Raw genomic sequence first — 25751 nt, 5'->3', positions numbered from 1 at the left:
ATGTGTGGGATCGCCGGAATTCTCTTGGCGCCCGATGCCGCCGATACGAACGCGCTCAGGTCGATCGGGCCGATGACGATGGCCCTTCGTCATCGCGGGCCTGACGGCGAGGCATTCTGGACGAGCCGCGAAGCCGGGATCGCCTTCGGCCACCGGCGTCTGGCCATTGTCGACCTGTCGGAGGCGGGTCGCCAGCCGATGCACTCCGCGAGCGGCCGGTATGTCATTACGTTCAATGGCGAAATATATAATTTTCGCGATCTGCGCCGCGAACTGGAAGGGGCGGGCCACCAATTCCGCGGCACCAGCGACACGGAAGTCATGCTCTGCGCGATCGAGAGCTGGGGCCTCGATGCGGCACTCCAGCGCTTCGCCGGCATGTTCGCTTTCGGATTGTGGGATCTGAAGGACCGGATTCTCCACCTCGCCCGCGACCGCATGGGCAAAAAGCCGCTCTATGTCGCCTCGACACGTGAAGCGCTCGTCTTCGCCTCGGAGCTGAAGGCGATCACTTGTTTTCCGGGCTTCAGCCCTGAACTCGATGTCGATGCGGCTGCAATGATGCTTTCGAAAGGGTGGGTGCCGGATGACCGTTGCATCTGGGAGGGCGTGTTCAAGCTGCCGCCCGGTTCGGTCCTGTCGGTGACGGCGGCGGATTTCGCCAATGGCCGCGGTGCCGGAACGCTCGCGCATCGCATTCGCCGCTGGTGGTCGCTGGCCGATGTCGCCGGCAAGGCGCAGCGGGATCCGATCACCGGCAGCGACGAGGACCTTACGACCGAGCTCGACAGGCTGCTTCGCCTTGCCGTCAAAGAACGCATGATTGCCGATGTACCGCTCGGCGCCTTTCTGTCGGGGGGGATTGACAGCTCGGCGGTCGTAGCCCTGATGCAGGCACAGTCCCGGACGCCCGTTCGCACGTTCACCATAGCGTTCGGCGAGAGCGGGTTCGACGAGGCCCCCCATGCGGCGGCGGTGGCGCGGCACCTGGGCACCGATCATACGGAACTTCATCTTTCACCGGCCGCGGCGCTTGAGGTCATTCCGGAGCTGCCGCGAATTTGGGACGAGCCGTTCGCCGATGAGTCGCAGATACCGACGCTGCTGGTGTCGCGCCTCGCCCGGCGACATGTAACCGTGGCTCTGTCGGGCGATGGTGGCGACGAGTGCTTCGCGGGCTATTCCCGCCATTTCCTCGCAACCCGCCTCAGAAGGCAGCATGAGTTGCCGTCGTCGTTTCGCCGGATGTTGGCGGCCGGGGCTGGATTGCTGGCCCAGGCCTCCCAGAAAGACATCTTCGGCAGCCTGCCGCTTTCGGCGACCATGCGGCACGGATTGCGCGGCGACCGGTTGAACCGCCTCGCCCGCCTGTTCGAGGCGGCAAACGAGGACCAACTGCTTCAGCGGCTGACGGAATCTTCGACCAACAAGCTTCTTCATCACAAGCCAGCGGCATCCAAGGCCAGCGCGGCACAACTCGACGACCTGCTGTCACGCCTCCTGTTTGACGACATGACCGGCTATCTCCCCGGCGACATCCTGGTGAAGCTCGATCGCGCCACCATGGCCAACAGCCTCGAGGGGCGATGCCCGATTCTGGACCATCGCGTCGTCGAATTCGCCTGGCGCCTGCCAACCAATGCCAAGGTCCGAAGCGGCAAGGGCAAATGGATACTTCGCCAGCTCCTCGATCGTTATGTACCGCGCCGATTGGTGGATCGGCCCAAGCAGGGTTTCGACGTTCCGGTCGGAGCCTGGCTGAGAGGCCCCCTGCGCGACTGGGCATCGGATATCATTGCCACGACACGCCGCTCCGGAGACGGGGTCATCGACTCTGCGAAGGTCGACGCATGTTGGCGCGATCATCTGCAAGGAAACCAGGATCATTTCCGCGACTTGTGGCCGCTGCTGATGTTCCAGGCATGGCGCAACGAAGCCATGCGGCCATCGGTGCCGGCAACCCGTCCTTCTTACGATATCGAACTGACAGGGGATTGAGATGGAAGGTTCCATAGCCAGCCGCGCCAGGCTTCCGCGTGCAACGCAAATGGCCGTCGCCACGCTCGACACCAATCCGCGGATGAGGCGACCGCCACGCGAGCCCGTGCAGCCGCCGTCTCCCTTCCATCAGCTCGTCGTCACCCTGGCGACGAGAAAATGGCTCCTGCTTGCCGTCGCCCTGCTGGGCGGCATACTGGCCGGCCTCGCGGGCTTTGCTCGCCCGGTGCTGTTCGAGGCGACGACCCAGATCATCATCGACGCCCCAAGCACCGGCACTTCGAACGCCACGGCGACCGCTCAGGACTCGCTGGATTCGAGCATCGATGACCACCTGACGATGCTCTCGTCGCAAGCCCATCTGCGTCGGGTTCTGGCGGCATTGCGTCAACCGCAGGCAGCCRACATCGCCGCAAAAAGCGGCATCAGTGCCGTTCCACCCACCGGAAGCTCGTTCGTGGGCAATCTGCTGAACCGGATCTGGTCGCGGGGCAAGCCCGCGGCGGAAAGTCCGGAAGCCGCGGATGCCGCCGCGTTGAAGACGCTGTGGAGCGGTATGAGGGTCGGACAAGAGCTGCGCTCACGCGTCATCACCATTGGCTTCACCGATGCCAGTCCGGCGCGTGCCGCGCTTGTCGCGAACATATTTGCTCAGGTTTACATCGAAGATCTCGTACAGAAACGGCGTGCGTCGGATCAGCGCGAACTGGAATCGCTGGTCGCCAGCCTGCCGCAAGTACAAAGGGATCTGGTCGACGCGACGGATCGGCTGGAGACGTACCGGCTGACGCATGGCGCTGTCGATCAAAGTGCGGCCAACAACGCAGCCAATGAGACAGCGGAGCTAGGCCGACAGATCTTCTTGTCGAAGGCAAATCTTTCCGCATCGGAATCGCGTCTTCGCCATATCGAGGATCTGCGAAAGGCGGGCGCGCCCGTCTCGGCCATCGCCGAGGAAATCGGGTCGCCCGTGTTGGCCGATCTCGTGGCGCGCCAGTCGGGCACGACTGCGGACGACGCTCTGGGCAAGGCGATCTCCCTTGAAATAGAACAGGGCATCGCGCGCATCGCCGCCGAGGCAAACGTCTACCGCGCCCAGGTTGCGGCCCTCGAGGACCGCAAGAGGGTGCAAGATGCGGCCGTCGCCGACACCGCGAATCAACTTTCCGGCCTGCGTGCCCTTGAGCCGCAGGTGGCCATCGTCACGCAGCACTACAATGAACTCCTTGCACGGCAGCAGGATCTGATACGGCGCATCGCCGCTCCCTCGCCAGGTGTAGCGGTCCTGTCGACGGCATGGCCGCCGTCAAATCCCAAGACCCTGTCGCCAATTTTCCTGATCCCGCCCGGTATGATCGTGTTTGGTCTGATGGCGGCGGTCTTCGTCCTGGTCCGCAACATGTTCAACCAGACCTTGCGCGGCGAAGCCGAAGCCGAAGCCGAACTTGGGATCCCGTGCGTAGGACTGCTTCCCAAGGTTTCCGGGCTGCATGCCAGACAGCTGCGGCATCTGGTTCTGGGTCAGCAGAACTCGCCGTTCAGTCGCGCCGCGACATCCCTTCTGGTCACCGCGGCGCCAACTCAGGGAAGGGGGCAGCCGCCGCATATGATCCTCGTGACGTCCAGCATCCTTGACGACGGCAAGACAGAGTTGGCGTGGAGCCTGGCGCTGGCGGCAACGCGACTGGGAGGAAGGGTGCTTTTCCTCGACCTCGACCGCAAGGACACGCGCCTTACGAACGAGTTTCGTGGCGAATTCGGCACCATCAAGGCTCACAACTCCTTTGGCGACTATGTGAGTGAACGCTGCGTGCTCCAGGACGCAATCACGAGAATGCCGGAAATCGGCATCGATCTCATGGCTGCCCCAGCACCTTCGGATGATCTGCTGACGCTTCTGTCCACGGTCGACAAATCCCAGTTCACCGAAGAACTGCTCTCGGTCTACGACGTCGTCATCATCAACGGGCCGCTGGGACTTGGAGGCCCCGAGACCAGGCTCCTGAAGCGCTGGGCCGATGCGGTGCTTTTTGCCGTTCGCTGGGCCAAGACGAGGCGCAGCATCGCCCGTGGTGTTCTGGAGTCGCTCCGGGCCGGTGGATCCGTCACCGTTCCAGTCGGGAGTGTCCTTACCCAAGTGAACCTGAAGAGGTACGCCGGTTCCAGGTTCGAGGACAACGCAGACCTTCTGTTGGAGAGGGTTTGATGAGGACCGTCGTCTCCGCTCTTCAAAGAAATGCCACAGGGAACCACTGCGTTCCCGCAACTCGGCCTGTCCCAGAATGATCATTGAATTTTTCGGACCGCCAGGGTCCGGCAAAACAACATTTGCGCATACGCTCGCCGAGCAGCTGCGTGGGAAAGGCTATAACGCCAAGGTCGCTCTCAGCTACAAGCCCAGCACCAGGGCCGGGAGCTTCGATCTTGGCATCTTTCTGTTCGTCTCAAGAATAGTATCGGCGCTATTTTCGACCGCCGGAATATTGCTTTCGTCAATCGGGCGACTGGACGATATTTCCGGTTCGTTGTCGATGGTGAGGCTGATACCGCCAAAGAAGCGAATATGGCGCGCCCGAATCTGGCGATATATCCTGCACCTCTCGCGTCGCTGGAATGCCGCGAAGAAATCACCGGAAATTGTCATATTCGATCAAGGATACGTTCAGGCGATTGGATCGCTGGCGATGTTCAATGGAGGCACCGACCGCGAAGCGCTCGAAAAGGCACTCAGCCTCGCGCCGCCGGCCGACCTAACCGTCAGGCTGGTGGTGCCGTCCGCGGTCGTGGAGAGCCGCCTGCGGCAGCGGATGGAGAACGAGCCGCCGGCGGAACGGATTTTCGAGGCCGACCTGAACGTCAACATGAGCTCCTTCGGCGTGTTCGAATCCATAAACGATCTCCTCGCGATTTCTGGCCGAAAAGTCTTTTCCGCCGAGAACGCCGACAGTCAATCAGGCCTCAAAAGTATTTGTAAGGTCGAGAAGCAAATCATTTCCGCGATTTCGCGTATGGATAAGGGATTCGCAGATCCCGTTGCGCACGCCGCGGCAATCGATAGTCGCATGTCTCGAGAGTCTCCAGGCCATCCCGCCGGTGTTCTTCCGACGGCCACACCCCGGCGAAGCAAGGACGTAGGCTCGCGGCTCGCGAGGGCGAGCGTCTTTGCCCTCTTGATCTATATCGGAGGTGCCGGGCTGACCAGCCTTGCACAGTTGGCCATCGCGCGCCTCATCGGGCCCCGCGACTACGGCATCTATGCCTACGTTCTGGCCTGGACCTCCGTGCTCGCCTATCTGGCAACGCTTGGTTTCAATGTGTCTCTGTTGCGTTTTGTGCCCGCCTATAGAGCCAATGGCAGGCTTGATCTGGCGCGAGGGGTGATCAAATTCGCCCTGCAGAGATCGCTTCTTGCCGCGACACTGTTCGGGATAGCCGGTGCTGCCTTGGTCCTCTTCTTTTCAGGGCACGCGCAACCGGATCACACGCAAAGAGGACTGGAGACAAGCATCGTGCTTGGCATGGCGGCCGTGCCCTTGATTGCCGCCTATGCCCTTGGCGCCACGCTGGTGCGTGCCTTCGGCGGCGTCGTCTCGGCGCTGTTGCCGGAGCGCATCGTGCGAGATGGGCTGCTGCTCATACTGGTGGCGATAATGGCCAAGTCCGGATTGTGGGCGGTGCACGCGCCGGAGGTGATGCTGGCGGTGCTGGCAAGTTCCGCCATTACGGTCGGGCTGGTGTTCATCACCGCCAGGAAGCTCGAGCCACCTGGCCTGCGGCAGGCTCAGCCCGCTTACGAACCGAGGGGATGGTGGCTTGCCGTCCCGCCGCTCATGCTCATTACCGGTCTCGATGTTTTCGTCAGTCGCGCCGGCGTTCTGGTGTTGGGCTGGACCAACCATATTCGCGAGGCCGGTATATTCGCCCTGGCGTTGAACGTGGCGATGCTTGTGGGACTTTCCCGCATCGCTGTCGCTACCATGTTTTCGCCTACGGCAGCCGATCTGCATGCCAGGGGCGATCAAAAAGGCCTGCAGCAGCTGTTCGCGCGGGCAACTTTGCTGTCCGCGGGCGGCGCCATCGTGGTGGCCATCCCGATGATGTTGATTGCCGAGCCGTTCCTGGCCTTCTTCGGCGAGGGCTTCGCCGCCGGAGCGCCGATCGCGCGGGTTCTCATTTTGGGCTATGTTTTTGTTGCGCTGTGCGGGCCTCAGCAGAATCTGCTGGCGATGACCGGAAACGAATGGGCCGCGGCAACGACCATGATCGCCGGTGCGGCGGCCAACATCATAGCCTGCGCCGTGGGCGTCGAGATATACGGCCCAATTGGCGCCGCTGTCGGTGTCGCGCTTGCCCTGGCCATCTGGAACGTTGCCATGGCCGTCTATATCGGCAAGCGACTGAAAATCCTGCCTGGTCTGGTGTCTGCCGTGCTCTCGATCAGGCTGAGCGCGATTGGCGGCCAACAATGGAACTGGCTGTTGAGGGCCGGCAAATGAAGCGGCCGATCCATTGATGATGTCTTCGTGACGGCGCCGGCGTATCGATCGGCGCGCGGCCGCTGGTCCCATGCCCTCAGCCGTAAGCCCGGACAAATGAACCGGTGTTGTGCCAGTCGTCCGGCCGTCGTGCCATCGCCTATGCCCGAACGAACGCTTGTCGTTCCCGGTCGAGGGGGCTTGCATGGAAATCCCGATACCATTCCACGAAACGTTGCACGCCGTCCTCGAGTGCCGTCGCCGGTGCGAAGCCGACGGCACGGCGGAGATCGCTGACGTCGGCGCGGGTTTTCATGACGTCACCTGGAGGCAGAGGTACGTTGACGCGAAGGGCGCGGCGGCCAAGGGCGGTCTCGATGATCGCGATCAGGCGGTTGATTTCTTCGGGCCGGTCATTGCCGATATTGTAGATCCGATATGGCGCCGAACTGGTGGCCGGATCAGCCGCGCGGCTGTCCCAGTCCGGATCCGGACGAGGTGGCGCGGCGAGCACGCGAACCACGCCCTCCACGATGTCGTCGATATAGGTGAAATCCCGCCATACGCGGCCGGCATTGGCAATCTCGATCGTCCGCCCCTCGGCGATGGCATGGGTGAACGTATAGACCGCCATGTCAGGCCTGCCCCAGGGACCATAGACGGTGAAGAAGCGCAATCCGGTCACCGGCAAGCCGAACAGGTGGCTGTAGGAATGCGCCATGCATTCGTTTGCGCTTTTGGTCGCGGCATAGAAGCTGACCGGATGGCTGGCGCCATGGTGCTCGGAAAACGGTATGTTTCGATTGGCGCCGTAGACGGAGCTCGACGAGGCATAGACGAGATGGCTGACGCCGGCGTGCCGGCAGCCCTCCAGGACATTGAGAAACGCGACTATGTTCGACTGCACATAGGCATGCGGGTCGGCGAGCGAATAACGTACCCCGGCCTGGGCGGCGAGGTGCACGAAGTGCGATGGCTTGAAGTCTGAAAACAGGGCTTTCACCAGCGTCTGGTCCGCCAGGTCCATCCGCATGGGGGTGAACCTCGGCTCGGCACAGAGTTGCGCAAATCGCGCCTCCTTTAGCCCGACGTCGTAGTAGGGCGTGAAATTGTCGACCCCGATGACGACAAGGCCGCGCCGCAAAAGTCGCGACGCGACATGAAACCCGATGAATCCTGCGGCACCTGTGACGACGATCGGCCCCGCGCGCGCAAGTTTCAAGACAGCTCCATCCGACCGCGTACGCGCGGCATCCGCCAACCCGTGGACCGCCGAATTTGTTTCGCCCATGGCAAGTTACTCCAATTGCGAAAGTCCGCGCTCCGCCTGAGTTCGATGGTGCGTCGAAGGGCTGGAGATGGCACCGCGAGTTTTGCCATCAGCGCGACCGCGGCCGCAGAATGTGCAGCGGCGATGCCATGGCATATGTCTCGGTTTGCTGAATTCGGGCGGGTCCTGATGCCCGCCGAAATCGCTATTTCATGGCAGGACCGAAATGCGCCCCAGAAGAGCCACCAGTTCAGCCTGACGCCTTGTCTCGGTCTTGGCGAACAGCGAGGCAAGCTGGGAGCGGATCGTGGTGCGGCTGAGATGCCAGCTGCGGGCGATCTCCAGGGGCGCATCGCCTTGCGCCAGGCGCAACGCCAGCTGCGTTTCCGCGCTGGTCAGACCGAACATCCTTTGCAAGGTCTGAGGGTTGGCCGCCGATGTGTTCTCCCGGTCCAGCAATGCGACGATGCTCGTGCCGTCGGGTGTGACGACGCCCGTCTCATTCAGGATCACGGGCCTGTCGCCTCTGCTGCGGATCACCACCCATGAGAGGGAGCCCGGCTGGAAATGGACCGGAACATTCGCGACCAGCCGCCTTAGCCCCGCGGACAGCTCGACGGCCGTGTCGGCCGCTTCGCCCTGGCGCTCAAGCGTGTCCTGCGCGGCTGCGTTCCATTCGATGACTTTCCGGTCGCGGTCCAGCACGAAATAGCCGCAGCCGATGCGGTCAAGCATGCCGGTTATGGATTCCAAACTGCGTCGCTGCGGTCCGCCAGGTTTGGCGTCCGGTCGATCCGACAGGTTTATCGGACGTGTGTGACGAACATCTTTGAGTACAATGTATTGGCTGGCCGCAACGGTTTCGTTGCGCCTCTCGATCAGTGTCATCGCTTCTACCCCAACCCTAGTTGCTACCGACCCAAGTAAATTGTGCGTAATTTACTTGATTTAAACCCTACATATCGACGAGGAACGCGCTCCCTTAGTTTGAAATTTCGACACAACTGGAGAGATCTGCGGAAGGCTGTTCCGCAGCGTTAGTTGAATATGCCTTCCTGAAGAGCCCTGCCGACCGTGATTCTACTCGCCGGCAAAGGCGTGGCAATCCGGCAGTGGTATTAGGCTGTCCCGGCGAGGCCTAGTCTCGACGAACTAGATAGAAGGTTGTAGTCTGGCGTATGGGCTCCTACCTGCGCTGGCTCAAATCGAACATGTCAAACACCCCGTTGGCTCATGTAGCTTCTCTACTGGTGCTTGCGGCGGCGGTAGTATTTGAGGCAATAAATACAATATATTTTGGCCAGGGCGTAACATTTATTGCGCTAATCCCCATAATTATTGTTATAGTTTATCTTGAAGGACGTTTGGTTGCCATCGCCGCAACGCTTCTCATGGCCGCCGCCGGTCTGTGGATGCGACGCGTCCTGAATGGCCAACTCTCCGCGGAAGATTGGACGAGCGCCATCTTCCTTCTGGTCTCGGGCGGCCTGGTCGCGTCCGTGTTCCACCGCTTGCGACAGGATTTGCAAGGCGCGCTCGAGGTTGCCGAAACGAGGCTCGCCGCCATCGACGCAGCCGAGAGCCGCTATCGTTGGGCGTTCGAGCGCGCGGCCTTGGGTTTTGCAAATGCCAATCGACGCGGCGAACTGTTGCAATCGAACAGGCGTCTTTTTGAGATGACCGGCTACGGAGAAAAGGAACTTGCCCGGCTGAAGCTGGAAGGGCTCGTTCTTCCCGAGGATCGAGATGCCGTGCGGGCCTTGTTGAAAGATCTGGACAATGGCGCCGCGTCGTCCGCGGCCGATATTCGCGTGTTGCGCAAGGACGGCAAGGCATTCTGGGCCCGTATGTCGCTGTCCTCGTCGCGGCCTGACGAGGCATCCACCGAGAGCGTGTTCGTGGTGGTCGACGATATTTCCGAGCGGCGAGCCGCGCGCGAGGCTCTTCGGGCTCAGAAGGAATGGCTCGATCTCGCTCTGTCCGCCGGACGCCTGGGCACGTGGCGAATAGATATCAAGGAGGGGACAGTCGCGGGCTCCGGCAAGTTCTGGGACATTCTTGGCCTGCCCTCCAAGCCCGTCCGCCCTCTGGAGGAACTCTCGGCCGTGATCCATCCGGCCGACTGGCCGAAATTGGCTGCCCCGGCAAAACACTCATCGGCGGTGAACTACGACGTCGAGATTCGTGTCAGGCGGACGGATGGGCACGTACGCTGGGTTGCTCTGCGCGGACGGCAGGAAGAACATGGCGACCGCGCAGTGCGCATCGGGGTGGCGGCCGACCTGACCGAACGTCGGCAGACCACGCTTCTTCGCGCCGCCGTAAAGAAGCGCGAGCGCATCATGCTCGAAGACCGCCATCGGTTCAGCAATTTGTTCCCGGTGATCACGGCCCTGGTAAGGATGATCAATGTTCCCGAGAACGACGTTGCCAAATACAAGGAGATGCTGATCGATCGGATCAGAACGCTGGAAGCGACGCATCTCATCCTGTCTCGTCATACCAGCCTGTCGGGGATGCTCCACGATCTCGTGGCTCAGGAATTGCAGCCCTTCAAGGAGACACGGGACATATCGATCAGCGGCCCCTCACTCACGGTTCCAAGTGGCGTTGCCGAGAGCTTTGCGATGATCCTTCACGAACTGACGACAAACTCCGTGAAACACGGCGCGTTGCGTGACTCTCAAGGCAAGGTCGAGGTTAAGTGGCAATTCGCATCCGACGGCGCAGGCGACGATCTCATGTTCGATTGGGTGGAATCTGGACGTCGGAAGAACGCAAACGTCGTGCGCCACGGGTTCGGGTCCATGATAATCGGCGTGGACGGCACGCCGCTTGTCGGGCATTCCCCGAAATTGGAAATATCGGAATATGGGCTGCGATATTCGTTGCGGATATCGCGGAAGGAAATTGAATTGTAGCGCATGCTGCCCCGAACGACCCTGCTTCGGCGGCAACATCAACTCACATTTCTCGACAGCCAGCTTTGCAGCAAAACGGCTGCTTCAGTCCGGTTTCGCACCCCGAGCTCGCGCAGAATGGCGGCGGCGTGGATTTTCGTTGTCGCTTCGGCAATGTCCAGATTGCGGGCGATCTCCTTGTTCGAGTACCCTTCCGCCATCAGCTTGAGGACGTCCTTTTGCCTCGATGTCAGTCTGCCAAGATCGCTTGAGCCCACGCGCTGACGGATTGGATTTTTCGCCGAGGGCAGGGCGGCATACGATCTCTGGTCGGCAGACGTGCGAGACAAGAGTGATGGTACATAGATCCGCCCCGCAAGGATCTCATTCACCGCCAGCACGACTTCTTCGTCTTTCTGCGATTTGACGATGTAGCCGTGAAGCCCGATCGAAAGAGCGGTCAGGATTTCCGAGCGGGAATCGTCCCCGGAAACGATGGCAAAACGTGTGTCGGGATACGCAGAGAGAACGTCGCTGAGCACCTCCTGGTTAAACAGGCCAGGCATGTTCAGGTCGAGGATCGCGAGATCGATCGATGCCTGCTCCTCCAGAAGATTGACCACAGCATCGAAACACGCGGCCTCGAATATTTCGGCGCTTGGAATTCCAGCCATAAGTGCCAGCCGGAGGCCGCGCCGATACAAGCCGTGATCGTCGGCGATGACGATCCGATACATTGAACTACCCCAACGCGTTACCCGGTTCCCGACGGGAATATCCGCTGGAACCTCCCATTCCTTTGTGATGGTCGGAACCGCGGTGATCCCTGAAGTCGTGGCCTACCGCTGGTCATCGCATCACCGTGATGTTCGCAGCGTCCCAACCCACGCACATCACGAATGACTAATATAATACTAATTTTCGAAAACGCGTCGTTATTTTTTTTAACGCTGGCGTCCCGTGCCTGCCTGCCGAGCGACATCGAGTGCCCGTCGGGTGCGCAGGCCTGTTCCGGCACGTGGCGGATCACTGTTTTTTGATCGCAAGATTCGTTCGGCTTCATTGGTCTCATGGCCAGGTCCGGATGCTTGGGTCGGTCCTTGATCAAGCGGTTATCTAATACCGGAAACGCTTTGGATCGGTACCATTCGAATGCACGACGACAGCCGCCCCGGCTGTCACATACGCTTCAAATATGATGTTCGGATTGCCGCCGAGGGTCGAGCCGGATTGGACGGATGCCAGGTCCAGATGAGCTCGAACACGAAATGCCCGGACACAGCCAACTGCAAATCAGGGAGGATCGGATGAAAGCGGTGATTCAATGTGGCGGGATGGGTACACGCCTTCGGCCCYTCACGTCGGTCCTGCCGAAACCCTTGATGCCGATAGGGGCCAGGCCTGTTCTTGAGCTGCTTCTGAAGTGGCTGCGGCGCAACGGCATCGAAGAGGTCTATATCACGACCGGTTATCTCGGGCATCTGATCCGCAGCGTCTGCGGCGACGGATCGCAATGGAATCTGAAGATCAGGTACACGCAGGAAATGGAGCCATTGGGCACCATCGGGCCTCTCTCTCTGATCAGGGATGAACTGAACGACACATTTGTCGTGCTCAACGGCGATGTTCTCACCGACCTGAGCCTCAGCCGGTTCGTGGCCGCGCACCGCATGCACAAGGACCCGGTTACGATCGCCACGGCCTGCCGTCTCATCAAGATGGACTTCGGCGTCATCGACGAGATCGACAATGCCGTTCAGCTCTTCCGGGAAAAGCCGACGCTTTCCCATCTCGTCAGCATGGGAATTTACTGCATGAACCCGGATGTCCTGCGCTTCATTCCTTCCGGCATCCCATTCGGATTCGATGACCTGATGCTGCAGATGATGCAGGGCGGCACGACCGTGCACGTGTACAAGCATGACGGTCTCTGGCTCGACATCGGTCGCGTCGATGACTTCCAGAATGCGCAGGCGATTGCCTGGGAAGAGCAGTCGACCTCGATCGAGGTCGCGGCCGCGGCCGCATGAAGATCTGGATGTAGAGGCCGAACCCACCGTAAGGATTTTTAGGAGGTCAAGATGCTCTTGGTGAGCGCCCCGATCCTAGGCGTACCCGAGAAGGCAGCCCTGTCAAAGGTGATTGACAGCGGCTGGCTTACCATGGGGGAACAGGTGCGGGCATTCGAACTGGCCTTTGCCGACATGCATGGCGCGCGAGATTGCGTGGCGGTTGGTTCCTGCACCGCCGCACTTCATCTTATCCTGCATGCACTGGGGATAGGACCGGGCGACGAAGTACTGGTCCCGTCGCTGACCTTCGTGGCGACCGCGAATGCGGTGCTCTATGTCGGGGCTACCCCCGTCTTTGTCGATATCGAGTCAGTCGACGTACCGTTGATGTCGCTCGCGGAAGCCGAAGCGCGGTGCACACCACGCACAAAGGCGGTCATTCTCGTTCACTTCGCGGGCTATCTCGCCAATCGGGAACACTGGCAGCGGTTCGCCCGGCTTCGAGGGCTCCATATCATCGAGGACGCCGCGCATGCGCCCGGCCTGAGGGAGGTGGGAACGTTCGGCGCCGCGGCTGCCTTCAGCTTCTACGGCAACAAGAACATGACAACGGCGGAAGGGGGCGCGGTGATCGCCCGTGATCCCGATCTGCTCGACAAGATCCGCCAGGCCCGCGGCCACGGGATGACCAGTGGGACGCATCAGCGGCTGAACAGTCGTACCCCGCAATATGATGTCACGATGCTCGGGTTCAACTACCGCATGGACGAGATGCGGGCGGCGATTGGGCTGGTCCAGCTGCAAAACCTGCAGGAGTGGAACGAAATCAGGCGTATCCTGGCCGTCCTGTACCGGCGCCTCATCGCCGAACACTGCCCGGCCGTGACCATTCCCTTCAGCGAACCCCGCACGTCGGCTCACCACATAATGCCGGTTCTCTTGCCGCGCTACGCGAGGCGGCAGGAGGTTATCGACGAACTGCGGGAGCAGGGGATACAGACCACGATTCATTATCCGCCGGTGCACCAAATGACGTACTATCGCGAGCGTTTCCCCGGCGTTGCCTTGCCGCGCACAGAGGACTTTGCTCAGCGAGAGCTGACAATTCCTCTGCATCCCCAGATCACGTCGCCGGTCGCCGAAGCGGTTGTGGCTGCACTCGCAAGCGCACTCAAAGGCGGCGCCCAAACAGGAACTGCCGCATGAACGCGTTCGATGTTTCCCTTCAGCGGAGCTTCGTCTCAAGCCCCGCTCACGGCTTTGTAAGACGCTCGATCGATCTCGCGGTCGCGGGCGCCGCGACCATCATATTTGCACCGCTGATGCTTTTGATCGCCGGAGCGCTTCTGCTCGAAGGCGGTGGCTCGATCTTGTTCGCACAGACCCGCATGGGCGCTGGCGGCAGACCCTTCCGCATGTACAAATTTCGCAAGTTCGGTGTGAACTGCGATCCCCAAGGCCTCGCACTGACCGTCGTGGGCGACAGCCGCATGACGACGGTGGGCCGGTTCCTCGCGGCAACGAAGTTCGACGAGTTGCCGCAGCTGTGGAACGTCCTCAAAGGCGAGATGGCGATCGTCGGGCCGCGACCCGAGAGCATGGCTTTCGCCGATTGTTTCCGGGGCGGCCTCGAGGCCGTCCTGCAATTCAAGCCTGGCCTGCTGGGGCCAACCCAGGTGCTCTTCCGGCACGAGGCGCATTTCTTTCCCCGATCCACGGATCCGATCCTGTTCTATCGGGAGGTTATGTTCCCCGCCAAAGCCAGGCTCGACCTCTCCTACTATCCGCAGCGTACCATCGTCTCCGACATCGTGTGGATGGCGCGCGGCGTGCTGGCGGTTGTCGGCTGGGTTCCATCGCAGCCGATCGACGTATGAACCCAAAAGGAAAGCGCTCCAGTCAGCCAAGGGAATGCGCAGTCATGAGCTACAACGGCAAGAAAGTTCTGGTGACGGGCGCGGATGGATTTATCGGTTCGCATCTCACTGAAGCGCTCGTCCGCAACGGCGCGGATGTCACGGCTCTGGCGCTTTACAATTCATTCGACAGCCATGGATGGCTTGACGATTTGCCGGACAAGATCCGCAGCCAGCTGAAGCTTGTCCGCGGTGACGTGCGCGACTGCGCGTTCCTGAACCGGATCGTGCGTGGCCAGGCCGTCGTGTTTCACCTGGCCGCGCTCATTGCGATTCCATATTCCTATGCGGCTGCCCAGTCCTATGTCGAAACCAACATCCTGGGCACGGTGAACGTTCTTGAAGCCGCGCGTCAATGGGAGACGGAGCGGGTGGTGCATACCTCCACGAGCGAGGTCTATGGAACCGCCCAGACAATGCCCATCCGTGAAGCGCATCCGTTACAGGGACAGTCACCCTATTCGGCATCCAAGATCGGCGCAGACATGATGGCCGAGTCTTACGCCAGGTCGTTCGATGTCCCCGTGGTCATCATGCGGCCCTTCAACACTTATGGCCCGCGCCAGAGTGAGCGCGCGATCGTGCCGACCATCATCCGGCAGGCCCTCGATGCGAATTGCCCGGCGATCATGGTCGGCGATACAAGCCCGATCCGCGACCTGACCTTTGTCGAAGACACTGCGGCAGCGTTCCTGACCGCGGGCCTGGCCAGGCTCGAATTCGGCCAGGCCTACAATGCCGGCAGCCAACGCGCCGCGACCATCTCAGACGTGTTGGACCTTGTCCTGGAATTGAGCGGTTCCAAGAAACCGGTCCATCGTGACGAAAGGCGTCTGCGGCCGCAAAATTCGGAGGTTCGTGCCCTGCTCGCCGATTCCTCGCGTTTTGAAGGCGAGACCGGATGGCGGGCGCAGACCAGCCTTCGCGATGGCCTGGAGCGAACGATCGCGTGGTGGCGCGCGCGCCTTAGCGAAGGCCGGGTGCGGCGCGAAATGGGCTACATGACATGACCCTGCACCGCCGACACATGTTGGCACTGTTGTTGATAGCCGGTGCCATGTTCCCCAGTATCTATATGGCCGGCGGTCGCGAAAGCAGCGCATCGCAACCGTCGGCCACACTGGTGGCAAAAAACCTGCCGGGTTATCTGAGCGAAACGACGGATCCGTGGTCCGGTATGGTTCTCGTACGGATCACCGAGCCCGGAATTCTCGGCCTCGCGGGTGTCTGCGGGAAGAAATACTGCACCCACCGTTACTCGAGCGCACAGGCCTGGAATGCCGACCAGAGCCTTCTCCTGATCGTCAATGGTTGCGGTGGCATGTGCTTTCTCGACGGGCGCACCTACGTTCCATTGTTCCACCGCGACCGCTCGACCGAATGCGAATGGCATCCCAAAGATCCCGAGCTGATGATCTGCGTTGCTGGCCGGCAGATCTCGACCTGGGCGCCACGCACCGATCACGAAGACGTCGTGTTCACCTCGGCAGCCTACAGCAAGCTTCAGTTCGGGCCCAACAAAGGCAATCCGAGCCGCGACGGCAGCCGCATTGCGGTGCGCGCAACGCGCAATGACGGCAAAGCGGTGGTGTTTGGCTACGACCTCAAGGAGCGGCGGAAATTCCCGGACATCGATCTTACCCAGCTTCCAGGAACCACCGGCTCTTGCTCGATCTCCCCGCTCGGGCTCAACATTGTGTGCACACAGGCTCTGTCGGACGAACATGAGCCGACCTTCATCTTCTCCATCGACGGCGTCTTGCGCCAGAAGTGGATGGAGCACCACCGGCCCGGTCACGGCGACATGACGGTCGATGCCGACGGCAGCGAAATCTCTGTCGGGATCAGCAAATCGGATCCCGACAAATATCAGGTGATCAAGCGCCGACTGGCCGATGGCAAGGTCACGGCGCTGATGAAATATGGCGAGGCCATGCATGCGTCGCTCAGGTCCCTGGACAGGCCCGGCTGGGTGTTTCTGAGCTATGGCGGCACGCCAGCCGAAGTATCGCAGCACCCGGATTGGGCGCCTTACGCGCAGCAGGTCATTGCGCTGCGTCTGGACGGCAGCGGAGAGGTCCGCCGTATCGTGGACACGCAGAACGCCCACTTCGACTACTGGAGCGAGACGCATGGCTCGCCGTCGCCAGACGGCTCACAGGTGGTCTGGTCGAGCAATTGGGGTGTGCCCGGTGGCCCGGTATACGATTTCGTTACCCGTGTCGGATGGCCTTTGGAGCCGGTGCAGAACCAGAAGGAGATTGTCGCAAATGGCCTTCGCTAAACGAACCGTTCTCGCTGCGATCGCCGCGATGTCCATGACATCGATGGCCGCCGCCGGCGAAGCCGAGCCCTATCAACTGTCACCGGGCGATACCGTCGAGATAGGGATAGCGCCAATCCCGGATCGGACCCAGCGTGCCGTGGTCCAGATGGACGGCAATATCGCTCTTCCCGAAGTCGGGATGGTCATGGTCGCAGGCCTGACGGCGTCTCAACTGCAGACGCGCATGCAAGCGCTTTTGCCGACCAAGATTTTTCACGCGCGCCTGGCCGATGGGCGGGGGCAGATGGTCGTCGTCAAGCCAGACGACGTGACCGCCATCATCGTGGACTACCGCCCGATCTACGTCACGGGCGACGTGCTCACCCCGGGACAACAGGCCTACCGTCCGCTCATGACGGTACGGCAGGCGCTTGCCGTCTCCGGCGGCTTCAGCCTCTTGCGGTCACGCGCAGGCCAGACCGGACCCGATCCGGTCGATCTCAGGCGCGATTACGAGACACTTTGGGGGGATTACACCAAAGACTATTTTCACGCTGCCCGTGTCCGCGCCGAACTTCAGGGGCAGGCGGATTTCGACAAGCAGACGCCGCAGGGGTCGCCCCTGTCGCCCAGCGTCGGAGCCTCGATCGCCCAGGCTGAAGCTGACGGGCTGAAGATTGCGCTGAGCGATTTCCAGCAGGAGCAGGCCTTTCTCGAGAAGGGCGAGAAAGATGCGGCGGATCAAATCGAGATTTTGCAGAAGCGCGAACAGGTCGAGGCCGAGAGCGTGAAGGCGGATCAGGAAGATTTGGCGAAGGTAACCAAGGCGTTTGACGCAGGCAATCTGACCAACACCCGGCTCGCCGATGTCAGGCGCGCCTTGCTTCTGTCGTCGAGCGGTGCACTGCAAACCACGGTCGAGCTCATGAGAGCGCGGCGCCAGCAGGAGGACTATGTCAGGCAGCACGAACGCAATGACAATCAAAAGAAGATTGCCTTGCTTACGGATCTGAAGGAAACCAACGCGCGGCTGGCCGATGTCACCGCCAGGCTCCACGCCGCCAGCGAGAAGCTGCAACCGACCGGGGCATCCACCCAGCCATTGCCGATTGCCGGCGAAACAATCCGGGCTCAGGTCACGATCGTCCGCAAGGTCGGCGATGAATGGCGCAAGCTGTCGGCTGACGAAGATACGGTCGTGATGCCTGGGGACACCGTCGAAGCCAGGTTCAGCAGCGATCTGCAAAGCGCGGCGATCGAATAGGCCGCTCAGTCGCAGTCCGAAAAAATGAATGGGGGGTGCTTACTGTTCGACCGGGCAGTCGAACAGAACCGCACGGGAGATACAGGTGAGGCTCAATTCCAGACAAGGGATGAAGCCGGTGCCGCCGACGAACGCGGCTCAAATGGCTCAGTCCGCTTTCGACACGCCTTTGGCAGCGCGATTTTCGCAAGCCAAGCCGCGGAACGGTGAGCCTGGAATTTGGCGGGAACTGACGTCCAACCAGCAGATCCACACGCAGGGCGACCGGGTGTCGGACGACTACAGGGCCAGCCATTGCGCCCCGGGCTACGGCGCGCATTACAACAAAACGCATGAGTCCGGCTATTATGGCGCGCTTTGGGAGAAAATCGAAAAGCCTCTGATCCTGGACGTTCTTCGCCCAATGGGCGGGGCCGGCCGAACCTGCCTCGATTTCGCATGCGGAACAGGCCGCATCGCCAACGTTGCAGCCGTGCTCTTCGGCGAGGTGGTCGGCGCCGACGTTTCCAAATCCATGCTCGACTGCGCGCAGGTTCCGCCCAATGTGAGACTGGTTCACATCGATATGACAACACAGCCCCTCGGCGAGACCTTCGACGTCACAACCGCGTTTCGCTTCTTCCTGAACGCAGAGGATCAGCTGAAGCGGGATGCGCTCAAGGCAATCAATGAGCATCTGAAGGATGGCGGGCGACTCGTGTGCAACGTTCACATGAATGCGACTTCGCCCATCGGCCTGGTTTGCCGGCTGCTCAATCGGTCGTTTGGACGCACAATTCGCCACACGCTAAGCGTAGCGAGGTTGAGCGAACTCCTGACCGCGTCGGGGTTTCTCGTCGAGGAGATGATACCTTACGGCTATCTGCCTCGGCCGGGAAACCTCTTGCCAGGAGTCTGTGAAGCGTTGATGGAACCCTTCGAGAAGGTGTCCAGGACCCTTCGCATTCCTGGACAACTGGCTCAACATTTCCTGGTTGTCGCGAAGAAGCGCCAGAGGGGATCGCTCACTCGAATGGCTCCGTGAAAACGGCCGCGGAGGCGTTTGCGCAAGGCGCGACTCACCCCCAAAGCGACGCCATGGCGTCGCTTTCACGGCCTGGAGCGTGACCGCCAGAACCTTCTTGTTATCCCCTGAAACGGCGGTTTTCCCCTGAATTAATGCGTCAGATTCGTGTTTCTCGGGCTGGCGTCACGATTTCGCTACATTTTGAACGAAGGCCAAGTACGTTAGTGGGGCGTAATATTAGAAGGTAAAGAGGGATACGCTCCTGAAAACCCAAAAATTGTCCGTGGCCAACGGGGCCAGCGAGCTTGCGCAACGATTTCTCACCGGAGGTCGCAAGCGATGAGCTCCAGAGGGATACGTTCGCCCGATCTGCGTGGCGCCATGCTGGGCGCGGTACCCGGGCTGGTAGGCGTCGGCGTCTTCTCGGCGGTCATAAACCTTCTCGCCCTGACCGGTTCCGTCTATATGCTGCAGGTCTACGACCGCGTTTTGCCTTCGCAGAGCGTTCCGACACTTGTCGGATTTACGATCGGAATGCTGGGCCTTTACGCGGTCTACGGATTGCTGGATTTCGTGCGCCTCCGCCTCCTGGTTCGAATAGGCAATCGTCTCCATAAGAATCTGCAGCAAAGGGTGTTTGGCCTCTCGCTGTCCTTGCCGCTTATCGGCGGGCAGGATGCGAACCGGATACAGCCGCTGCGTGATCTGGATCAGATCCGCGGCTTCCTTTCAGGATTGGGGCCGACCGTCATCTTCGACGCGCCGTGGATACCGTTTTATCTGCTGATCATCTATCTTCTGCATCCCGCGCTCGGCCTGCTGGCAACAAGCGGTGCGATTGTTGTCGTGCTGCTCACGGTGATCGCGGAAGTCCTTGGCCGCGCATCCGCTGCGCGCGCGTCCGAGACACTGGTGTCGCAACGCAATCTTGCCGATTCCGGGCGCCGCAACGCGGAGGTTGTGCGCGCCATGGGCCTTTCCGGGCGGCTTGCCCGCCGCTGGAGCGACATCAATCACGCCTATCTCACGCACCAGGAACGGCTTTCCGACATTGTCGGTGCCACCGGCGCGCTCTCGAGGGCGCTGCGCATGGCCTTGCAGTCCTCTGTTCTGGGACTGGGCGCCTATCTTGTGATCGGCGGGGAAGCGTCTCCGGGCGTCATCATAGCATCCTCGATACTGCTGGGCCGCTCGTTGGCTCCGGTTGACGCTGCGCTCGCAAACTGGCGGGGCTTCGCGGCCTTCCGGCAAAGCTATTCCCAACTGGCAACGGCGCTGGCTGCCGTCGGGGGAAATGAGGAACCTATGGCACTGCCGCGCCCGCAGGCGATGCTTGCGGTCGAGGACTTGGCAATAGCGCCGCCGGGCCAGCAAAAACCGACAGTGGCCAATGTCAGCTTTAGCCTGTCCGGGGGCGCGGGAATGGCCATTGTCGGCCCGAGCGGTTCTGGGAAAACGACACTTGTGCGCGCGCTGGTGGGAGTGTGGCAGCCAGCTCGCGGAAGGGTTCGGCTGGACGAAGCCTCGCTCGACCAATGGAGCCCGGAAGAGCTTGGCGCCCATATCGGCTACCTGCCGCAGGACGTCGAACTGTTTGACGGGACGGTTGCCGACAACATTTCGCGATTTGGCGGCAAGGACGACGCAAAGGGTGTGCTGGCGGCTGCCAGGGCCGCCGGCGTCGACAAGATGATCATGCGCCTGCCGAACGGGTTTCAAACACGCGTAGGCGAGGGAGGGGCAGCCTTGTCGGCCGGACAGAGGCAACTCGTCGGGCTTGCCAGGGCACTTTATGGCGACCCGTTCCTGGTCGTCCTCGACGAGCCGAATTCAAACCTGGACGTCGACGGCGACGCCGCCCTGGCCGGCGCGATCCTGGGGGTGCGCCGACGTGGAGGCATCGTCATCATTGTTGCGCACCGTCCTTCTGCCCTCACCAATATCGACAAGGTGCTCGTCATGTCGAACGGGATGCTTCACTCCTTCGGCTCGCGCGAGGAGGTCCTGGCCAATGTGATCCGGCCCTTCCCTTCGCCTGCCGAACGGCCGGCGTCGGTTGTTCCGATGCAGAAAGGGGTGAGTGGCCATGCGTAAGGTGTTGAATCGTGTCTGACGTCACAATGGTTTCATATGCTCCGATCGACAACGGGAGCCGAAGGGCCGAGGCGGCCGAGGCGCGGGATGATATCAGGTCCAACCTGATCCTGGGCGCGGCGGTCACGGCCATGTTGGTTGTCGGCGGCGGGCTTTGGCTGGGTTTGACCAGGATCGCCGGCGCGGTGATAGCGCCTGCCACCGTGGTGGTCGAAAGCAACATAAAGAAGGTCCAGCATCTGACCGGCGGCACGATCGGCGGCATCTTCGCGCAAGATGGGGACCACGTGCGGGCTGGCGATGTGGTGGCCAGGCTGGACGACACGCTGACGCGGGCCAACCTGCAAATAGTCAGTGAGGATCTTGATCGTGCGACCGTCCGGCTTGCGCGGCTGGAGGCCGAGCGGCAAGGCCTGCCGGAAATGCAGCTTCCGTCCGACCTTCAAGCACGGATGGGCGACCCGGAACTGGCTGCACTGGTGAGGGGAGAGCGCACTCTCTTCGAAAGCCGCGCAACGGCGTTGACGGGGCAGAAGGCGCAGTTGCAAAGCCGCTCGAAGCAGCTCGAGCGCCAGATCGATGGCCTCAAGGCGCAGCAGGCCGCGGAAGACCAGTCCGTGGTCCTGCTGGATGGAGATCTTGGCGATGTCCAGGCGCTTTATACAAAGAAGTTGGTGTCCAAGGAGCGACTGAGTAACATCAGACTGGATGCCACCCGGGCGCACGGAGAATCAGGACGCCTCGCGGCGGCGGTCGCTGAGGCACAGGCCCGGGTCAGCGAGACCGAACTGCAAATTCTTCAGCTGGATGAGCAAAGGCGCAGCGAAGTCACGAGCGAACTTCGTGAAACGGAAGCCAAGCAGACCGAACTCAGCGAGCGCAAGGTCGTGGCTCAGGACGAACTGACCAAAACCAACATCCGCGCTCCGCAATCCGGAACGGTGCAGGAATCGGCTATCCATACAATCGGCGGTGTAATCGCTCCGGGAGAGGTGATCATGATGATTGTCCCCGACACCGACAACCTCGTCGTCGACGCGCTGATCCCTCCGTCGCGCATAGATGACGTTCGTCCAGGTCAGCGCGTCTCGATCCGGTTTCCGGCTTTCGATGCCGGCACTACGCCTGCTTGCCAGGGGTCGGTCAAGCGCATCTCGGCGGATCTGATCAAAGACCAGCAAAAACAGCTTTCGTATTTCTCGGCGCGCATCAACGTCGAGAACAAGGCGGCCTGCCTGACCGATGCCAAGGTGCTCAAACCCGGCATGCCGGCGGAGGTTCACATAAGCACGGACGAACGCAGCGTCTGGTCTTATCTGCTGAAGCCTCTCACGGATCAGATGTCCAGGGCTTTCCGCCAATGACGTGACGAACGGTTGGAAGCGAGCCGCAAATACGACCGGCTGGCTCGTCCTCCTACGACGCGGTGAGCGCCCTCCGACGAACGCGGCGAGCCGTACGCGCGGTTCGCTCCGCCGTCACCTGTAGCTTGGCCACATCATTCTTATGCGGCAAGGCGTTCGTGGCGCCATGGAGCCTCTCGTAGGGCAGCAATTCCCGGATCCGGGCGTTGACTGACGCAATTTCGGCCCGCAGATCTTCGCATTCCTGCCGGCGGATATCGAGCTGTATCTGATCGGAGGCCCGCTGCAGCGAAAGCTGTGAGAAATTGGCGGTTATCTTCGAAAGGTTCAGCTTGTCGGTTTCGGCCTCCTTGGTGAGTGCCGCCAACCTTTCGTCCGCCACCTGTTTTTCAGCCACGGCGTCGCTCCATTGAAGCTTGAGCCTGGCGATCTCGGCCGAGGCCTCGCTGTTTGCGTTCGATGCGTGCTCCAGTCGCGAATTGAGGTTCTGAATTTCGGAACGCAATCCTCGTATCTCGGCACGGCTGCGTTCGAGCTCGGCGGCTTTGTCCGCCTCCATGATCCTGGCGGTTTCCGTCAATTCCGACAGTTTCGCCTGGGTGGCCTCGAGCGCGGTGTGGAGCCGTGTCGCTTCCTTTTCGCTCTTGCCGAGCGCACCAAGCATTTCGGAATTTCGCGCGGCTTCGTTGGCATGGAGCGTGGAGAAGGCGTCCAGCCTGTGCCGCGCCTCGTCCTCCCGTTTCAGCGCCTTTTCCAGGTCGATCGACAGGCTGACATTCTTTTCACGCAGCTGCCTGTTCTCTCGCGCGCGCCTGTCGGCCTCGACGGTTGCGGCGGCAAGCGTGTTTGTGAGGTCTCCGAATTCCGCTTCGTTTTTTGCGTTGGTGTTCGCAGCCTCCACGAGTTCCAGCCTTGCCGCGGCCAAGGCGCTACGAAGCGCCTCGCCGTCCTGAACCAGGCTTGCCTCGCGCTGCTGCAAGGCCTCCACCATGCTTTCACGCTCATACTGCTTCCGGCTCAGATCATTGAGCTTGTCCGACAGGCTCTTTTGCTCCGCCGTCAGGTTTAGATTCGCCAGCTCCAGTTCGTTGGCGCGGAGAATGTCGGCATGAAGGATGTGAAAGAATTCAAAGGTCAGCTGATGTGTGCTCGCGATCTCGGACAGCTTCGCGCTGATCTCCTCGAAATGGGGCTTCGCATCGCGAAACAGCCCGTCAAAGGAACTCAAGGCAGCCATGCGGCTCTGCGTATGAGAGGTCAGCCGTCGCACGGGTTCGGGAGTGCGGGCGTCGTCGGTGCCCGCATCGTCCTCGGCTTGCGCACCGTGGTCCTGTTCGCTGTTGTCGTCTGGGATTGGCGGCTCGTCCGCGACATCGTCCATTGCCAGCGCTGACAGGTCCTCCAGACCAAGGCACTCGTCGACGGCATTAGCCAAGTCAGCTTCGAGATCCTCGAATGACCTCTCCACATTGTTGTCGGCACGTCTGATCAGATCCCGGAACTTCATGCCCTGCATCCCCTTTCCGCATGCCTGGACCCAGAAAGGCGCGGACTGAGCTTCCTTCTGTATCGAGAGATCGGATCCGCGTCTTCGTGCAATCAAACGATGCCAGGTGATGGCAATTCAGTGCTTTAGCGGTAGCAAGTCGTCTGTTTGGCGGTCGCCGGTCACCGAGGATGGCTTTTGCGTTGGATGGTCCCTCTCGTGTTCATATTGACGTCTTTTGCTGCCTGGACCCCAGCGCCGCTCGCTTGTCGGCACGCGAGGCAGTCAGGAGCGCTTTCGCGTGCAAGCCTCAGACAGATCAAGCGGCCCGACAGCCTCTTGTAGGGGGGCATCAGGCGGCCGGGCCTAACCGGCTGTTGGGTGTGTTTTGGTTTGCCGGCTGCCTCAACATGCGCCCGGGCCGACGCAAGCGCATCATTCGAACGAACTGTTCGTCGGGGGCTTCACGCGGCCAACGACGCAGACTCGCCAGCGCCGGACGCACGCTCTGCAGGATCACTTCGCAAGCACGACGAATGACGGCAACGCCGATGGTCTTTCATCTCGTCGAAGGGACGATCGACAAGAGCCGCAGTCACTTATCAATGCCTGCGGGATCGCCCGCGTCAGCTCACCGGTTGTTATTATGCCGCGGTCTGCATGGCCGCTCTCAGCAGCATGCCATAGAGGTCGCGCGGCTCGTCCGGATCGGCCAGCAGATCGAGCTCCTCGTAGAGGCCCGTAGCCTGCAGCTGATCGCGCACATAACGCAGCGCCGAAAAGTCCTCGATGGCGAAGCCGACGGAATCGAACAGCGTGATCTGTTTGGCGTCCCGGCGGCCTGGCGTCTTGCCGGCAATCACTTGCCAAAGCTCGGTCACCGGATGGTCGGCATCCAATTGCTGGATCTCGCCCTCGATGCGTGTCTGGGGAGGGAACTCGACGAAAATGTCGGAGCGCAGCAGGATGTCCCTGTGCAGTTCGGTCTTGCCGGGGCAATCGCCGCCGACGGCGTTGATGTGGACGCCGGCGCCGACCATGTTGTCGGTGAGAATGGTGGCGCATTGCTTGTCTGCGGTGACGGTCGTGATGATCCCGGCCCCTTCGACCGCTTCCTGCCCGGTTTCGCAGATGGTGATGTCGAATCCCATGCCAGCCAGGTTCTTGGCGCATTTGTGCGAAGCAGACCGATCGATATCATAGAGTCTGAGCCGGTCGACGCCGGTCAGTGCTTTGAACGCGATCGCCTGGAATTCCGACTGCGCGCCGTTGCCGATAATGGCCATGGTGCGCGCTCCGCGCGGCGCCAGGTACTTGGCCGCGACGGCCGATGTGGCGGCGGTGCGCAGCGCGGTCAGGATCGTCATTTCGGTGAGCAGCATCGGATAGCCGCTGCCGACATCGGCAAGCACGCCGAAGGCGGTGACCGTCTGCAGACCCTGGCGCATGTTCTTGGGATGGCCGTTGACATATTTGAAGCCGTAGAGCCGCCCGTCGCTCGTCGGCATCAGCTCGATGACGCCGTCATGGCTGTGCGAGGCGATGCGAGGCGTCTTGTCGAAAAGCTCCCAGCGCTGAAAATCTTCCTCGATGTAGCCGGCGAGCTCCGTCAGGAAGCGCTCGACGCCGATGGTGATGACCAGCTTCATCATGCGGTCGACGCTGACGAAGGGGACGATGTTCAGTTTTGCCGTGGTCAT

18 protein-coding genes are annotated in these 25751 nt (G+C 61.2%); 13 read left to right on the top strand and 5 right to left on the bottom strand.

Annotated features, from left to right (window positions below; all coding sequences use genetic code 11):
• The 3 genes from asnB (at position 1) to AC1DPX_RS23295 (ending at position 6494) form a co-directional block, all read left to right on the top strand.
• Positions 1-1998: an asparagine synthase (glutamine-hydrolyzing) gene (gene asnB, locus AC1DPX_RS23305; protein WP_477239834.1), complete on the top strand. Its 1998-nt coding sequence runs from the start codon at positions 1-3 to the stop codon at positions 1996-1998.
• A gap of 1 nt (position 1999) precedes the next feature.
• Positions 2000-4204, top strand: coding sequence for a GumC family protein (locus AC1DPX_RS23300; protein ID WP_477239780.1), 2205 nt, complete (start codon positions 2000-2002; stop codon positions 4202-4204).
• Positions 4205-4280: 76 nt separating this feature from the next.
• Positions 4281-6494 (top strand): oligosaccharide flippase family protein, encoded by a 2214-nt coding sequence (locus AC1DPX_RS23295; RefSeq protein ID WP_477239779.1) that lies wholly within the window; start codon positions 4281-4283, stop codon positions 6492-6494.
• Positions 6495-6633: 139 nt separating this feature from the next.
• Here the strand turns inward: AC1DPX_RS23295 and AC1DPX_RS23290 are convergent, their stop codons facing one another.
• Positions 6634-7695: an NAD-dependent epimerase/dehydratase family protein gene (locus AC1DPX_RS23290; protein ID WP_477239778.1), complete on the bottom strand. Its 1062-nt coding sequence runs from the start codon at positions 7693-7695 to the stop codon at positions 6634-6636.
• A gap of 258 nt (positions 7696-7953) precedes the next feature.
• Complete coding sequence (locus AC1DPX_RS23285) at positions 7954-8631, bottom strand: helix-turn-helix transcriptional regulator (RefSeq protein ID WP_477239777.1); 678 nt, start codon at positions 8629-8631, stop codon at positions 7954-7956.
• A 476-nt stretch (positions 8632-9107) separates the two neighbouring features.
• On the opposite strand from AC1DPX_RS23285, the gene AC1DPX_RS23280 reads away from it, so the two are divergent.
• A complete protein-coding gene (locus tag AC1DPX_RS23280; RefSeq protein ID WP_477239776.1) occupies positions 9108-10664 on the top strand; it encodes a sensor histidine kinase in 1557 nt (518 codons plus the stop codon).
• A 38-nt stretch (positions 10665-10702) separates the two neighbouring features.
• Here AC1DPX_RS23280 and AC1DPX_RS23275 read toward each other — a convergent pair whose 3' ends face one another.
• Positions 10703-11380: a LuxR C-terminal-related transcriptional regulator gene (locus AC1DPX_RS23275; protein ID WP_202355962.1), complete on the bottom strand. Its 678-nt coding sequence runs from the start codon at positions 11378-11380 to the stop codon at positions 10703-10705.
• 570 nt (positions 11381-11950) lie between these two features.
• Between AC1DPX_RS23275 and AC1DPX_RS23270 the strand changes: the two genes are divergently transcribed.
• The 9 genes from AC1DPX_RS23270 (at position 11951) to AC1DPX_RS23230 (ending at position 22565) form a co-directional block, all read left to right on the top strand.
• Complete coding sequence (locus AC1DPX_RS23270; protein ID WP_477239775.1) at positions 11951-12673, top strand: nucleotidyltransferase family protein; 723 nt, start codon at positions 11951-11953, stop codon at positions 12671-12673.
• Positions 12674-12724: 51 nt separating this feature from the next.
• Positions 12725-13861 carry a DegT/DnrJ/EryC1/StrS family aminotransferase gene (locus tag AC1DPX_RS23265; RefSeq protein WP_202355960.1) on the top strand — a complete coding sequence of 379 codons (1137 nt, stop codon included), beginning with the start codon at positions 12725-12727 and terminating at the stop codon, positions 13859-13861.
• Positions 13858-14532: a sugar transferase gene (locus tag AC1DPX_RS23260; protein ID WP_202355959.1), complete on the top strand. Its 675-nt coding sequence runs from the start codon at positions 13858-13860 to the stop codon at positions 14530-14532. Before AC1DPX_RS23265 ends, AC1DPX_RS23260 begins: the two co-directional genes overlap by 4 nt.
• Before the next feature lie 44 nt (positions 14533-14576).
• Positions 14577-15581 (top strand): NAD-dependent epimerase/dehydratase family protein, encoded by a 1005-nt coding sequence (locus AC1DPX_RS23255; protein WP_202355958.1) that lies wholly within the window; start codon positions 14577-14579, stop codon positions 15579-15581.
• Complete coding sequence (locus tag AC1DPX_RS23250; protein ID WP_477239774.1) at positions 15578-16855, top strand: hypothetical protein; 1278 nt, start codon at positions 15578-15580, stop codon at positions 16853-16855. The genes AC1DPX_RS23255 and AC1DPX_RS23250 overlap by 4 nt, the downstream gene beginning before the upstream one ends.
• On the top strand, positions 16842-18101 hold the full coding sequence (locus tag AC1DPX_RS23245; protein ID WP_202355956.1) for a polysaccharide biosynthesis/export family protein: 1260 nt from the start codon (positions 16842-16844) through the stop codon (positions 18099-18101). The genes AC1DPX_RS23250 and AC1DPX_RS23245 overlap by 14 nt, the downstream gene beginning before the upstream one ends.
• A gap of 85 nt (positions 18102-18186) precedes the next feature.
• Positions 18187-19125 carry a class I SAM-dependent methyltransferase gene (locus AC1DPX_RS23240; RefSeq protein ID WP_477239773.1) on the top strand — a complete coding sequence of 313 codons (939 nt, stop codon included), beginning with the start codon at positions 18187-18189 and terminating at the stop codon, positions 19123-19125.
• A gap of 321 nt (positions 19126-19446) precedes the next feature.
• The gene (locus AC1DPX_RS23235) at positions 19447-21201 is read left to right on the top strand and encodes a type I secretion system permease/ATPase (protein WP_477239772.1); all 1755 of its coding nucleotides are present in this window, start codon (positions 19447-19449) and stop codon (positions 21199-21201) included.
• Between the two features lie 26 nt (positions 21202-21227).
• Entirely contained in the window at positions 21228-22565 is a 1338-nt protein-coding gene (locus AC1DPX_RS23230; protein ID WP_202359525.1) for an HlyD family type I secretion periplasmic adaptor subunit, read from the top strand.
• Between the two features lie 52 nt (positions 22566-22617).
• On the opposite strand, the gene AC1DPX_RS23225 is transcribed toward AC1DPX_RS23230, so the two are convergent.
• Together AC1DPX_RS23225 and AC1DPX_RS23220 are read right to left on the bottom strand one after the other, a co-directional pair.
• Entirely contained in the window at positions 22618-24081 is a 1464-nt protein-coding gene (locus tag AC1DPX_RS23225) for a coiled-coil domain-containing protein (protein WP_244730530.1), read from the bottom strand.
• Positions 24082-24695: 614 nt separating this feature from the next.
• Positions 24696-25751: an ornithine cyclodeaminase gene (locus AC1DPX_RS23220; RefSeq protein WP_477239771.1), complete on the bottom strand. Its 1056-nt coding sequence runs from the start codon at positions 25749-25751 to the stop codon at positions 24696-24698.

This window comes from Mesorhizobium sp. 01N446 (assembly GCF_056399285.1).
The sequence above is the reverse complement of the archived record's forward strand: the minus strand, read 5'-3'. Positions and strand labels throughout refer to the sequence as shown.